A 13,958-nucleotide genomic window follows, 5' to 3' on the forward strand; every position below is an offset into this window, starting at 1 on the left:
CTCATAGTATGTGCGGCCAGTCTAGTTTATAAGCAATTTGGTGATGGGAGCAGACAGCAGTTTAGCCCGAGGTTGTACAGAAAGAGATTTGTATGTTACAGTAGAGTGAATGGTATGGACCCAGAAATCGCTCTTCTCGAAGCTATCGGCGGTATTCCCGAATCCGTGGAGACGGGAGACAAATACGTTGACGTGGTCTCCAGCAGGCTTCCCGTGAGTAAGACGAGATTCTACGTGTACGAAGGATACAACACTAACAACGAAGACAGAACAAGCGAAAAGAGAGGTGAAGAGTACAGCTTCGACGTCAGAATGAGCAATCAGCGTACAAAGCCCGGTGACTGTGATATGATCGTTGTCTGCGGATATCTCGAGGGGGACGACGCTGGCGTATCCGAGGACGTTTTTCTTCTCGTGGACGATAGAATGATTGACCAATACGGAAAGGTGTCGGGGAAGCCGTACACCCCAAACTTCTACCAGAGAACTATCGAACGCGCAATTAGTCACAATATTGGCGTTCGGAGCCGCTCGGGAAAGAAAGTTGGACGTGACGGCGAGACTACAATAGTCACACCTGTGGACCATCTACTCAGAGGACTCCAAATTCACGCAAATCTACCTCTGGTCCGCGAGTATCTCCACCGCAAGCTACCACCTGACTGGCGAGAGAGCCCGGCCAAGGCACAACAGATCGAGCGGGTCGTGGAGGTGTTTCTCACTCAAGAGAGCACGGAGGAGACCGCTGCGCGAAGGCGGGAGGCTCAGGAGATTATCGCAAATCAACAGGGCATCGAATACGATACGGTTCGGCAGAAGTGTGGATCAAAACTCTGGCACAGGGAATCTGACTCGTATCAGAGAGAACTATTCGACGAGGCCTTAGAGGAGATTGAGGCAGAGATAGAGCTCAGCACTTCACCTGGTGCTGTAGCGGGCTCTGGTGACGCCTCCCGTCCCACGTCTGAAACGAGAGTAGACCACCCTGACTGGACCGACCCGGATCACCTCCCAGGCCCGCACGTCGAAGCAGACCATCTAGAGACGGATCTGTTCTTTCCGGACCAAATTCAGCCCGACACACCGATTGTGGCACGGATTGACGCTGCATTACGCAGTGGGAACCACCTCGTCCTCACAGGTCCACCAGGGTCGGGGAAGACGCAGTTGTCGAAGGAGATCTGTGAGCACTACCGCGACGACGCCTACAGAGTGGCAACGGCGACTTCCGACTGGTCAACGTTCGACACCATTGGGGGGTACAGGCAGCAGCGAGACGGTGATGATCTCCAGTTTACACCCGGACTGTTCCTCGAACGGTTCCGGACAGACGGCGACGGTGTTGCAGTGAACGAGTGGCTCGTCGTCGACGAGCTGAATCGGGCGGATGTGGACAAGGCGTTCGGCTCGTTGTTCTCAGTCCTCACCGGTGAGACGGTAACACTCCCGTTCTCCGTGGAGATGAGCGTGGACAGCGAACTGGAAGAACGCCGCGTCGAGGTCCACGGGGACCCCAGCGAAGGGGCACCAACTTCTCCACACCGCTATTACGTCCCAGACGACTGGCGAATGATCGCAACGATGAACTCCGTCGACAAGGCATCGCTGTTCCGCATGAGCTACGCTTTCATGCGGCGATTAGCGTTCGTCAGTGTCCCAGTTCCGTCAGCAGAAGACATTGATCCGGATACAGTCGGTGAGTACCTGGAGTGTTGGAATATTAATCCCGAGGAGTACGACACGAGTGAGGTCTCTCTGGACGACGGCAAGACGTTCGGAGAGAAACTCCGTGAGGATCTAGCTCTGATCTGGACGGTCGGGCTCAAATGGGGTCCAGAGTTCGGGCCAGGTGTGATCCGGGACATTGTGGAACACGCACTGGCCGAACTTCAGACGAGCAACTCGCTCGGGTACGATCAGGCCTTGGCGTCGCACCTCCTCCCGCAGTTTGAGGGGCAGAAAGACGAAGCCATCAGAAAACTGTTCGAAAAGCTAGAAGAAAACGGGGCAGATGTACCGAGAACCACGTTGAGTGAGATCGAACAGCCCGAAGACACGGCCGTCTCCCGGCAGTTCGCCGAGAACTACCTCGGCGCCGACCTCGGGGCACGGGACGACTGATGACGAATGTTTGAAGAAAACACGTCGGTCGCAGACTTTCTAGAAGACCACGAGTTCAACTTCGAGGCGGGTGAGAGAGACGACGGCACTGACGCGGTAACAGCATTTAAACAAGTTGTGAAGAAGATCCAGGATGACGAAGACCTGCGACCGGACCCCGAGAACGTTGTTGAGGCGGCCAGCGAGCACTTCGTCGCAAACGTTGGCAGCGTGGCAGATCCAGATCCGATTGTCGAGAATGTTGACCCCGGCCACGATATCGCTGATCTCGACGAGCTGCTACAGTACCACTTCCTGAATACCGGCGTGGCTGTCGACGACGCCACTCGATCAGAAGTCAACGAGATAGACGAAGTCGTCGCAGCGGCTACGACGCATCTCGACACACACGTTGGCGTGCAGGACTTCGTGGGTCTACTCGACGAACGACTCCGGACTGTCGACACGGACGTGACAGAAGAGGTTCGACGGTTCGACGGAGAAATCCACGGTCGCGTCGACTGGCAGGAGACGATCAAACACCGACACACCACGGGTGAGCCGACTGAACAGACGTACGCCTGTCGTGTACAGCGCCGTGACACGCTTTCTGCACGGAATCGCGTGCTGTTCGACTTACTCGGCGAACTCATCGAGATCTGCGAGCGGTTCGAACGGAACCACGTCGGCAGTGACGGGTCGTTTCCCAACTGGCTCGATGGCTGGGGGCCAGAAGGCCGCTATCGCACTACAGTTGAGTCGGGACTGTCGAACGCGCATTTCAGGAGCGTCGACACAAGTGAGGTGACGGCCAACGACAGAGAGGTAAGAACTGTCCGGCGCGACAGGGAACCACTGTATCGTGAAGCTGCGGTGCTGTTAGAGCGGTACCGAGAGATTCAGCGAGGAGGAGTGACGGATGAGGACGCCGGAGACCTGTTCGGAATGGACGTCTTCAAGCCCGACGTAAGCAGCGACGGCGAGTCGACAATCTACGAACTCTACTGGCACTTCGAGATTGCCGCTCAGTTCGAAGCCAGCGAGTTCAGGCCGCTCGACATTGCCGGTGGTGACAGTCTCGTCGCCGCTTGGGAGAACGAGGCGAAAGGCAGTCGTTTCCTCCAATTCAACGATTGGAACGGGGCGGCAGCAGTCGACGGATCTGAAGAGAAACAGTATCTCCGGTTTGCTCCACCGGATGCACGGGTAGAAGACGGACCCGAGCCCGGCGCGTCTCGCGGTGGTCACGTCCACCAAGCGTGGCAACGTGTCCGGGAGCAAGGGCTGGATAAATCGTTTAATAGCGACGACCGGGAGCCGGACATCGTTCTCTTGGAATTAGACGCGACTGCCGATACGCCGACGATTGAGGGAGTGTTCGTTGGTGAGGTAAAACGAACCGATAGTCTCCACACCATCGACGAGGCGATCGCACAACTCGCGGAGTACGGAGCCTTCACCGAGGTGGGTGACGACGCAGTGTTAGCCGGAGATCCGAACGCTGATCACGTTGCGACGGACACGGAGTTCCTCGGCGACGAGCGTCTCGAACTCGGACTGTTCGTCAGCTCTGGCCACCAAGTCGAAGCAGAGCCCGACGAGATCCAGCTGTGTTGGTTCGACGACGCTGGGCCAGAAGGCGGTACCGTCAACCGCCCGCTGCGGGAGTGATAGATCCGCCTCTGTATTTTCCCCCACGAGACAGGTATCGTTTTGTGCGCCGGGTCGATAGAGTGAGTAGATGAGTAACTTCCGGCGCCGATTCGAGGACTACTCGCGGGAGGAGTTAGAGTCGGAACTGGACTTCGTGCTCGGTGCAGCAGAGACCGTCAAGCGGTTCGTGAACGAGACGAGCGACCCGAGCGCCGTCGAACTTCTCGTCGAGGAGGAGGCAGACAAACGGTACGGCCGTGGGCCAGACTCCGTCCGGGAGCGGATACTCACCGCCGACGTCACGCCGTTCGAGACCAAACAGAAGATCTTCCGACGCGACGCCGACGACCTCGGCGAGACTCTCGTCCCGGATCGTGTCGAGCAGAACGCTCGCACGGCGCTCGCGGTCGGCAAGCCGGTGGTCCTCTACGGTCCGACCGGCACCGGAAAGACCCACTTTGCGAAGCAACTGCTCGCGGAGGAGTGTCTGGACTACGAGATCGCCACGGCGACGCCGACGTGGACGCCCGGCGACATCACGGGGAGCATCCAGCCGGAGTTAGACGACGGCGACGTGGAGTACCGCCGCGAGCCGGGGTGTGTCTCTCGGGGGATTCAACAGGCCGAGCGGTACGGGAAGTGGGGTGTCCTGTTGGACGAGATCACCCGCGCGGACATCTCGCAGGTGTTCGGCCCGTTGTACACGGCCGTCGAGGACGACAGCCAGACGATCTTCGTCGACGACGAGGGCCGAGAGCTCAGTCTGACGGACGACGTGAAGATCGTCTGCACGATGAACATGTCCGACCGGACCGTGAACGAACTGGACGACGCGATCACGCGCCGGTTCGCCATGATCGAACTGCGGGAGTACGACGCGGAGAGTCGGAAGGACCTGTACAGGTCGTGGATGGTGTCGGAGTCGGGATTCGGTGTCAGCGAGACGGACAGTAACATCGTCATCACCAACGCTCCGAGCGATTTCGACTTCGACGACGACGACCTGCTCGACCTCTTCGAGGCCCACCACGTCGGCATCAACGAGGGGACGACGACCGACCGCGACGAGCCGATCACGGAGTTCGGCCCGATGCACTACCGCGACGTGATCCAATTTATCTCCGTCGCCTGCGCCGACGGCGGGGCGTACGCGGGCAACTACGCTCGCGCCGTCGGCGAGGCGTTCGCCACCTACGTCGCGCCACGGCTGCTCAACACCGCCGCGCTCCCGCAGATCAGACGGCTCGCGGAACACTACACCACGCTCGACGAGGAGCACCCGGCGTTCGATCTCTCGCCGGCGATCGAACTCGTGGAGCGGCAGGCGGAGACGGAACAGCGCGGGATCGGCAGTGGTGCCTACGAGTGACACCGAGCCCGCGGCGACCGGGACGGTCGAAACACTCCTCGACGGAACCGTGACAGCGCGAGCGACACGACACGAATGACAGAGTCACCACACTACGACTACGACACGCAGGAGTGTTCGGTTCGCGAGCGGGGGCGGATGTACCTCGACGGAATCCCGGGGCGAGCGGCCGTCGAGCGTGGACTAGAACAGACGGACTTCGTCGAGAACGACGGCGTGTGGGTCAAGCGTCGCCAGCGCCCGGACGACGACGGGCTCGTCGTCGCCCGGGCGTGGGTGCGGGACGGACGGCTCCGGGTCGAAGCCGAGGACGTGGTCGGAGCGGTGAGTCTCCTGCCGGGGACGACGCTTGAGGTGGAGCCGAAGGTGGGGTGGCGACCGGTCGTCGAGATGTTGTTGCGGGTGTACGGGCTCGACCGGACGGAGTCGTACTTCGGGCTGCCGTTGTCGTCGGTACTGGACGCGACCGTCGAGACGGACCAGATCGTGGCGTTGCTGGCGATCAACTACGTCGACGGCGTCCGGACGGTCAGACGCCAGGGGCTCGTGCGCGACACGGAGTTCGAGCGGCGAGCGGGCTTCGAGAGCGGCGGGAGTGTGGACGTGGCGGCGACACTCCGGAACCGAGTTAGCTCCACGAACGCGACGGACGGCGTCGGCGTCGGCGACCGGCGCCCCGTCTGGATCGACACGAACGTCCGGTACGACGTGTCGGTCAACGCCGCGATCCACAGAGCCGGTCGGGTGTTGTTGGAGCTGCTCCGGCGCGGCAACGCAGACGCCCACCCGGAGCTGGCGACGCTCCAGTCGCTCGTCGACCGCGAGGTCCGGCGACTCGAAGACGACGGCGTCCGGAGTTCCCTGCGCGACGTCGACACCTACAGTCGGCTGTCGGTCGAGGGCCTCCCCAGACAGCGACGCTACTACCGACGGGCGCTCCGGGTGAGTCGGTCTGTCCTCACTGGAAGTCTCTTCGGCGGCGGCACGGACGACCTGCTCGTCGACTACGCCTTCGGGACGGAGCGGCTGTTCCAGAAGTACACACACCGAGTGATCGAGACGGAACTGGACGCGCTCCGGGCGGCCGACGCGGTCGGGGTGTTGGACGGCCTCGCCTGTGAGTCCGAACCCACGCTCTACCCGTTCGCGGGCGAGACGGGGTTTCGACACGAGCCGGACCACCTCCTGACCGACGGCGACGACGCCGTCGCGGTGTTAGACTCGAAGTACTACGCGACGGGCAAGAATCCACTTGCCGACGGCGACGCTCGCTCGCGGCTGTTCGCCTACGCCCACCTGACGGGGGTCGAACACACGGCGTTGCTCACCCCGGGGTACCACGCGGCCGACTACGAGTTCCGCGACGCTCCCGGGGGCGTCGAGATCGTCTCGCCCGGCGGCGACGAGTCGTTCTCGTGTGTGGCCTACGAGACGGCGGTCCGGGAGTACCTCCGGCGGGTCCTGCGCGACGTGTTCCCGGTTTTGCGGCCGTTGTTCGCGGCGAGAGACGGCGTCGTCGCGCTCGACAGCCCGGATCTGTCGGCGATCCTGGACCTCGACAGCGACTTCGGCGAGGCCCCCGGCCGGCTGTGGCGGCGGATCGAGAAGCGGTTCACCTTCGGCGTGTCGACGCCCGATCCCGAGACGCTGGTCGACGACGGCGACCGGCTGGATCGCAGGATCGGCGAGGTGATGAACGAGGTAGGCGAGACGGGCGGGGGACGCTACCCACAGGACGACACCACCTGTGTGCCGGTGTTCCGGAGCGACGTCGACGACGCCGGCAAGCAGTCGCTGGGCGAGAACGGCTTGGTCGGAGTGCTCGACCTGTACCTACTCACCGGGTTCGACGGGCCGGCGGACCCGGACGGTCGTGTCGACGTCGCCTCCATCGAGGTGTACTGAGTCGTCGTCACCGCTGGAACAGTGTCTGGTAGTCGTCGTCGTCGGTGACCGCCGCGATTTCGGCGGCGACATCGAGCAGTTCGCCTACCGTGTCCGGGTTCGTCGCGTCCAGAGCCGTCCCGTCGGGGTCCTCGTGGCGCGCGCGGGCCAGGTGGACGGTGTCGAGAGGCGTCCGGTCGTCGGGGGGGAGCGACTCGACGTACGACCGTCGTGCCGGCGTGTCCCAGGCTGCCAGTGTCAGTTCGTCCGACAGATCGACGAGTCGACACGCCTCCAGATCTGCCGGGTCGACGTCGATCCCGCGGCAGAGTCGCCGTACGTCCGCCGCAGTCGGGTCGTCCGTCGCCAGGAGATCGAGGTAGACGTCCGTCACGGTGACATCACCGCCGAGCGTGTCGAACAGCTCCGACAGGATCGTTTCCGTGTCGAGAGTGTCGCCGTCGCGGTGGACTGCGCCGTGGTGCGGGGCGTACGCACGGAGACACCGGCCGAGCGCGACCACCGCGGCGTCACCCTCCGAGATCGTCTGGCCGGTGGTCGCCGCCTCGTGTGCCTCGCCCGCGGTCGCGTGGAGTCGTCGCCGGATCGTCGGCCAGCTCACCGCCTCCGGCTCCGACTCCGGTTCGGATCTCGGCCGGGCGACGACGACGACGGTGAACTCGGCGTCGCCATCGCCGAACGCGCCGGCGTCGGCGGAGACGGGGTACGTCGCGGTCGGGGCGAAGCCGGCATCGGCCAGCCCGTCGACGAGCGCCGCCCACTCTGCGGGGCCGCCGTGGCGGTAGGTGAACACGAGGAGACCGTCGTCCGCGAGCACGTCTCGGACACGGTCGAACGCCGCCGCGAGCGCCGTCTCGAACCCTTCGTCGTCGACTCCCGTTGCCGGGTTCGAGACGATCTCGCCGTCGCGCGGAGTGTGTGGCGGCTCGAACGCCGGATCGTCGTCCGCGAGGACGAGCCGGAGCCAGACGTAGTAGAACTCCGACAGCTCCGAGTAGATCGCGTTGCCGTAGTACGGCGGGTCCGTGAGAACCACGTCGTACGGCGCGTCGTCTGTGGCTGCGGTGCGGGCGTCACCCTGTCGCACCTCGCTGTCGCCGCCGACGGGGTGGTCGAACGGCGGGCTCTCGACCATCTCGTCGTCGACGAGGTGTCGTTCCGTCGGGGCGCTGGCGTAGGCGACGGCGTCACGCACCTTCTGGAACGTGTTGGTGAACGTCCCGCGGCCGGCGCGGGTGCCCCAGACGTTGTTCTCGGCGTACTCGACGCGCGGGGTGAAGGAGTTGCGTCGGAACACGCTCTCCACCTTGCCGCCGTTCGGGTTGTACAGCGACAGTCGGCTCTGGAACGCCAGCGAGTCGGTGAACGCCGTCAGGAGGTAGGCTCTGGCGTCTGGGTCGTCGATCTCGTCGATGGCAGACAGGAGTGTCGCCAGACAGTAGCGCTGTCGTGGGTTGAACAGATCCTGCCACTGCTCGAACCCGTGGGCGAACAGGTCGTTGCCGCTGATGCGGGAACTGGTCGTGACCGCGCCCTCGGGGATGTCCGTCTGCGGGAGGTACGCGGACAGGTCCGAGTCGGACGCGAGCGCGTCGGCGGCCGCGTCGAACCGTTCGCGGTCGGCCGGGGTCGCGCCGCGGTACCCCTTGTACGTCGGCCGGTCCGCACCGTCGTCCTCGCAGTCGGGGCAGTAGTACTCGACGGCGTAGAGATAGTCCTCGTACGACCCGCCGTCGGCGATGGCGTCGACGATGGGGTACTGGAGCCCACAGGACGGACAGCCGTAGTTGCCGTTCGCAACCGGGCCGACCGCGGGCCGGAAGGAGTGGCTACACGAGGGGCAGACGGCCGTCTCGTCGTAGTCGTCCGTCGTGAACACGGTCTCGCAGTCCGGACAGAGTACCACGTCGCGGTCGCTGTCGTCGTAGCGACCGGCGGCGACGCGGTAGTCTCTGAACAGTCGCACCCGTTCGCCACACGACGAGCAGTCGAGACAGCGAACCCACAGCCCGTACACCACGTCGGCGGTGTGGTCGTCGTCTTCCGGACAGGCCGTCCGGTAGTGTGATCGGAGTTCGTCCGCGACAGAGTCCCGGACGGTCTCGAAGGCGGTCTCCAGCGTCTCGGTGTCGACGCGGTGTGCCTCCAGGCTCCGCTCGGTCAGGAACGTCGCCACGGGGTTGAGGTCGACGCCGGTGACGGCCGCGTCGAACCTGACGGCCTCCGCGAGCGTCGTCCCGGCCCCGACGAACGGGTCCAACACGCTCGTGTCGTCGACCCGGACGTCGGCGGCGTACAGGTCCCACAGCGCGGCCGGCGACTCCAAGTCGACGGCGTCGATTGCCGCCGCCAGGCGGTCGCGGTCCCACGCTCCCGAGAGGTCCGTGTCGTCCGTGTCGGTCGTGTTCCCGTCGTCTACGTCGTTGCCGGCGAACTCTTCCAGCGGCGTCTCGGTGCCGTTCTTCTCGCCCGGCTGGCGGACGGTCACGGCGTCGGGGTCGTCGACGAGGGTGTACAGCGAGACGGCGCGAAAGAGGGTGCCGAGCTGTCTGGCCCACCACTTGTGGAGGACGGACAGCGGGCGGTAGTGGAGCTTCGCGCGGGTCTCGCGGTTGGCCAGGTCGCTCACCCGTTCGATCGGGAACCCCCGCTCGATGGGGGCGCGGTCGCGGTCGTCCGTCACGGGTGGCTCCTCGTGGTCGGCTGTCTCACGGCCGCGGGCTGGCGGTCTCGTCGCTCGTCTGTACCCCGGCGACGGCTCACGACCACGGGGACGACACACTCGTACACTGTCACCAGGTGTGGTGAGTCGGCATCGTTGAAAAGGCTACGTTGTGGTCGGCGGAGCGTCAGTCGAACTCTACGTCGATTTCGATCTCGATCACGTTCGTCGGGATGCGGGTGACGATCTCGGCGATCTCCTCGTGGGAGACCCCCTCGGAGAGTTCGAGGATCGTCCGGCTGCGGCCGAAGGAGGCGACGCCGGTCATCGACGACGGGACGGCGCTGTCGTCCGGGACTGTGTACTCTACAGTGCCGATGGCGACCTCGCCGGTGGCTCCCTCGTCTTTCCACTGTTGCCGGAGTTCTTCCGCATCGGTGCCCTCGTACTGGAATTCGTCGCCCTCCGGCCGGACTTGGAACTGGATGCCGCGGTGCCAGTCGGCCGGATCGTCGCGGCTGCCCGGCGCGACTCGGTAGTCCGTCTCGCGGTCGCCGTCGAGTGCCCAGAACAGGACGTTGGCGACTGCGGCGGCCGGTTCGTCCGGGACGGTCTCGTCGCGGACGCCCTCGGCTCTGAACGTCGTCTCCGGGTCGAGCCCGTCAGCGTACTCCAAGACCTTCGTCCGGCCGTCGTCGCCGAGGAACGGGACGATCGTCACGCCGACGGGATCGCGGTCACCCAGCTGATCGGGGTAACGACCGTCCTCGCGGAGGCGGTGGGGACCGTCCAGCAGGTCGTCGACGGCGCGTCTGAAGACGCGTTCCGTCTCGTCGGCCGGGAGGTGGACCGCCCGGTCGTTCCGGATCGAGCCGAGCACGTCCGCCGTGTCGACGGCGGGGCTCTCCGAGAGGGTCGCGGTGATCCGGTCGCGGACGTCGTCCGCGTCCACCGAGTCGGCGTCGGCCGTGTCTCGCAGCGTCGCGTCCGAGCGTGGCCGGTCCAAGATCTCGTCGCCGTTGAACAGGACGTAGCGGTCCTCGCGGGCGAGTCGGCCGGCGGCGTGTTTCACCGCCTCCTCGACGGACTGCTCCGGGAACCACACGTCCGTCCGGTCGCGGAGGTCCAACTCGAACGAGCCCAGATCCACCGCCTCCTCACCCCGGCCGAACGCCGTCCGGAGCTCCGAGGCGACATCGTCGTCCGTCCAGTCGGCCACGTCCTCCCGTGCGACGAGTGTCGTGTCGGGGTCGAGCGTGTCGAACGTCTCCGTGAACCCGTCCGTCCGATGTGCCAACACGTCGTCGCCGTCGAGCGCCTCGGCGACCGCGCTGGCGACGGCCGACTCGTCTGCGGGGATGGGCCGCGAGGGGTCACGGAGGAAGCGGTCGTACACGTCGGCGACGGTGATCTCGTCGCGGGCGTCGAGTCGGTCGGCGACGATGTCTTCTGCGTGACGCTTCAGGTCGAACGGGGCCGCCTCCGAGGCGGCGGCGATCTCGCTGGCCGTCGGGAGTCGCTCCAGGCCCGTGTACGTCTCCAGATCGAGTGTGGTCGCCGTATCGAACCCGTTCAGCGGGTCGTCCGTGTCGAGCACGTCGCCGTATGCGCTGCGGACGCGACGTTCCAGGTCGGCCTCGTACTCGTCTTCGAGGTCGTCGATCTCCTCCCGGATGTCTTCGGCGAAGTTCTGGTCGTCTTTCCGGAGTCTGGCTCCCAGAATCTCCTTGGCCTTGCCGAGGAACGTCTCCGTGCGGGCGCCGGCGGTGATGTCCGTGTCGCCGCTGGGTTGGACGAACACCAGCGTGTTGCGCCACTGGCGGCCAGTGGGTCGATTCTTGACGATCTCGGCCACCTCCGCTTCCGTCCAAGGGGCGTTCTTGACGACCGTCTTCGCCCGTTTGTCGTCGGGCACCTCGCCCAGGCGACCGTCGTCGGTGAACCCGACGGGGTACGCGCCGGTCCCGAACACGGACTCGACGGTCTGGGCGAGCAACTGGAGCGCACGCTCGTCGGAGACGTCGCGAGCGGCGTTGCGGACGAGCGACCGGGGGTTCTCGTCCTCGCGGACGACGTACCGCTCGTCGTCGTCCGTCCAGAGGTGGTACACCTCCCCCTGGAGTCGCTGGAGGCCGACCACGATGTCGTTGATCCGGTCGCCGGCGTGGAACGTGCCGACGACGACGTCCTCTCTCGTCGCCCCCTCGTCCAACCCGGGGGTGAGCGAGTAGATCAACACGGTCGAGAGAATCTCGCGGCCGAAGTCCACCTCGGCGTCGGCGAGGCGGCGCTCGATGTCCTCGAAACACCGGTCCGGGCGGTCGTGCTGGATGTTGATCCGACCGAGTTCGTCGTTGTAGTCGACGGCGTCCACCTGGCCGTGGGTGAGCAGATCCGTCTCCTCGTAGCGGTCGACGAGCACGCGAGCGAACAGGTACAGCATCCCGCGGGTGGGGCCGGACTGGATCTCCTCGCCGTCGGCCGTCTCGCGGGTGCCGGAGTCGGCGCCGGCGGCGTAGCGGGTCTGGAGCGCCGAGATCAGCTCCGGGTGGAACGGGTACGTCTCGATCAGGCGATCGCGGAACCCCGGCTGGAGGTCGACGTGGTCCGTCTCCGCGTACGCCTCGACGTACTCGTCCGCGAGCGACCGGAGTCGGTCCTCGTCGCGCACCTCGCCGATCAGGCGGTGGCGCAGCACCTCGCCGATGGACACCTGATTCGACATGTTCACCTCGACGCGTTCCTGGCGCGAGAGGATGTCTTGAACCGTCGACTCCTCCCGCAGGACGGAGACGACGGGGAACAGCCGCGTGTCCGGGCGCGTGGACGCCTCACACAGCGCCTGGAGGAAGCCACGATTCGCCGCCTCGCGGCGACCCGTCAGCGAGTCGAAGAAGTCCTCCAGTTCGTCCACGAAGAAGGCCACCGTCCGGTCCCCGACGGCCTCGCTTATCACGTCGATGGTGGGGTACCCCCCCTCCTCGTCGTAGTTCGTCCGGTCGGGCTCGTAGCCCAAGGCGTCGAACAACGGCTCCCAGAGGTAGTCGAACTGTTCTTTCTGGAGCGAGAGGACGATCGGCTCGGCGTCGTCCGGCAGCGCCGCGCCCAGCCCCTCGACCCGGCCGTCGGCCCAGTCGGCGACGGCGTCGGGCGAGGCGAAACAGTGGTACAGCGCCACCATCTGGTGGGTCTTCCCCGTGCCGTAGGGGCCGTACAGCTCCTGAATCCGGGTTCGGTCTTCCCCGTTCAGCGTGTCGCGGAGTCGCTTCAGCGAGTCTTCCAGCCCGTCGGTCAGCAGCGTGCGGTCGAAGAACCGCTCGGCGTTCGACTCCAGCGACTCGTCGCTCTCGACGTCGTAGAGCCTGATCTGGCCGTCGACCAGGCCGTCGCCCTCCGTGAGTTCCGGCGACAGCTCGACGACGTCGTCGATGGTGGTCTCCAGAACCGCGTCCGCGCTCATGTCACCCCGTCGTCGCGGCGCGGGCTTAAGACTGTATGGACGAGAGGGAACGAAAACGGGGGGTCGCCGCCGGCGGAGCGTGCTCGGGGGGGTGTCGCGTCGCTCTACTCCGGGCCGGCGTACGTCGTCTCGATCGGTGCGCTGATCTCGGTCGTGTCGACGTCTTCGGCGTCTTCGGCGTCTTCGGCGTCTTCGGCGTCTTCGGCGTCTTCGGCGTCGTTCGCGTCGGTAGTGGTGCCTGCGTCGGTAGTACCTGCGTCGGTGGGCGTCGCCCGCGGGTCGCTCGCCCGGCGTCGGAGGCCGTCGACCCCGCGCTCGTCCCCGGGGGTCGGGGTCTCGACGACCGTGAACAGCAGTCGCACGAGCGTGTCGAGCGTGGCCCGTCGTTCCGTCGGCGTGAGTCGGTAGCCCACGCTGCCGTCGTCCGCGCCGGGGACGGCCGTCCCCACCCCGCGGTCGTCGGCGGAGCGACCCGTGCCGTCGTCGTCCGCGACGAGTGTCGCGTCCTGTACGTCCGCCACCGCCTCCGTCACGGCGCACAGCAGCCGTTGGAGCGGTGCCGCCGGAACGACCCGTTGTTCCGACAGCAGTCGGAGAACGGTCTCGGTCCGCTCGCGCAGTTCCTCGACGCGGTAGCTCGGGAGCGGCCGCTCGGCGAGCGCTTCGAGTGTCTCCTCGTAGTCCGCGGCGAGCGTCGCTACGTCCATCGTGCCGTCATGTTTTTGTGACGGCGAAGTATTCGAACACATGTCGTGGCCTGCCACGACACTGCGGAGGTAGGGCGCTGTGACGCCCTGCCGTTTTCGCGG

General features: G+C 65.3%; 7 protein-coding genes. 4 read left to right on the forward strand and 3 right to left on the reverse strand.

Annotation, left to right across the window (positions count from 1 at the left end; genetic code table 11):
* Window positions 1-114: 114 nt before the first annotated feature.
* The 4 genes from RYH79_RS17110 to RYH79_RS17125 all read left to right on the forward strand — a co-directional run bounded on the left by RYH79_RS17110 (window position 115) and on the right by RYH79_RS17125 (window position 7,027).
* The gene (locus RYH79_RS17110) at window positions 115-2,121 is read left to right on the forward strand and encodes an AAA family ATPase (protein WP_370901585.1); all 2,007 of its coding nucleotides are present in this window, start codon (window positions 115-117) and stop codon (window positions 2,119-2,121) included.
* A gap of 6 nt (window positions 2,122-2,127) precedes the next feature.
* The gene (locus RYH79_RS17115; RefSeq protein WP_370901587.1) at window positions 2,128-3,771 is read left to right on the forward strand and encodes a hypothetical protein; all 1,644 of its coding nucleotides are present in this window, start codon (window positions 2,128-2,130) and stop codon (window positions 3,769-3,771) included.
* A 70-nt stretch (window positions 3,772-3,841) separates the two neighbouring features.
* Entirely contained in the window at window positions 3,842-5,122 is a 1,281-nt protein-coding gene (locus tag RYH79_RS17120) for an AAA family ATPase (RefSeq protein ID WP_370901589.1), read from the forward strand.
* 75 nt (window positions 5,123-5,197) lie between these two features.
* Entirely contained in the window at window positions 5,198-7,027 is a 1,830-nt protein-coding gene (locus tag RYH79_RS17125) for a hypothetical protein (protein ID WP_370901591.1), read from the forward strand.
* Between the two features lie 7 nt (window positions 7,028-7,034).
* Here the strand turns inward: RYH79_RS17125 and RYH79_RS17130 are convergent, their stop codons facing one another.
* The 3 genes from RYH79_RS17130 to RYH79_RS17140 all read right to left on the reverse strand — a co-directional run bounded on the left by RYH79_RS17130 (window position 7,035) and on the right by RYH79_RS17140 (window position 13,856).
* Entirely contained in the window at window positions 7,035-9,710 is a 2,676-nt protein-coding gene (locus RYH79_RS17130; protein WP_370901593.1) for a DUF1156 domain-containing protein, read from the reverse strand.
* A 166-nt stretch (window positions 9,711-9,876) separates the two neighbouring features.
* Complete coding sequence (locus RYH79_RS17135) at window positions 9,877-13,149, reverse strand: DUF499 family protein (RefSeq protein WP_370901595.1); 3,273 nt, start codon at window positions 13,147-13,149, stop codon at window positions 9,877-9,879.
* Between the two features lie 104 nt (window positions 13,150-13,253).
* Entirely contained in the window at window positions 13,254-13,856 is a 603-nt protein-coding gene (locus tag RYH79_RS17140; RefSeq protein ID WP_370901597.1) for a hypothetical protein, read from the reverse strand.
* Between the last annotated feature and the right edge of the window lie 102 nt (window positions 13,857-13,958).

This window comes from Halobaculum sp. MBLA0143, assembly GCF_041361465.1.
Lineage (GTDB): Archaea > Halobacteriota > Halobacteria > Halobacteriales > Haloferacaceae > JAHENP01.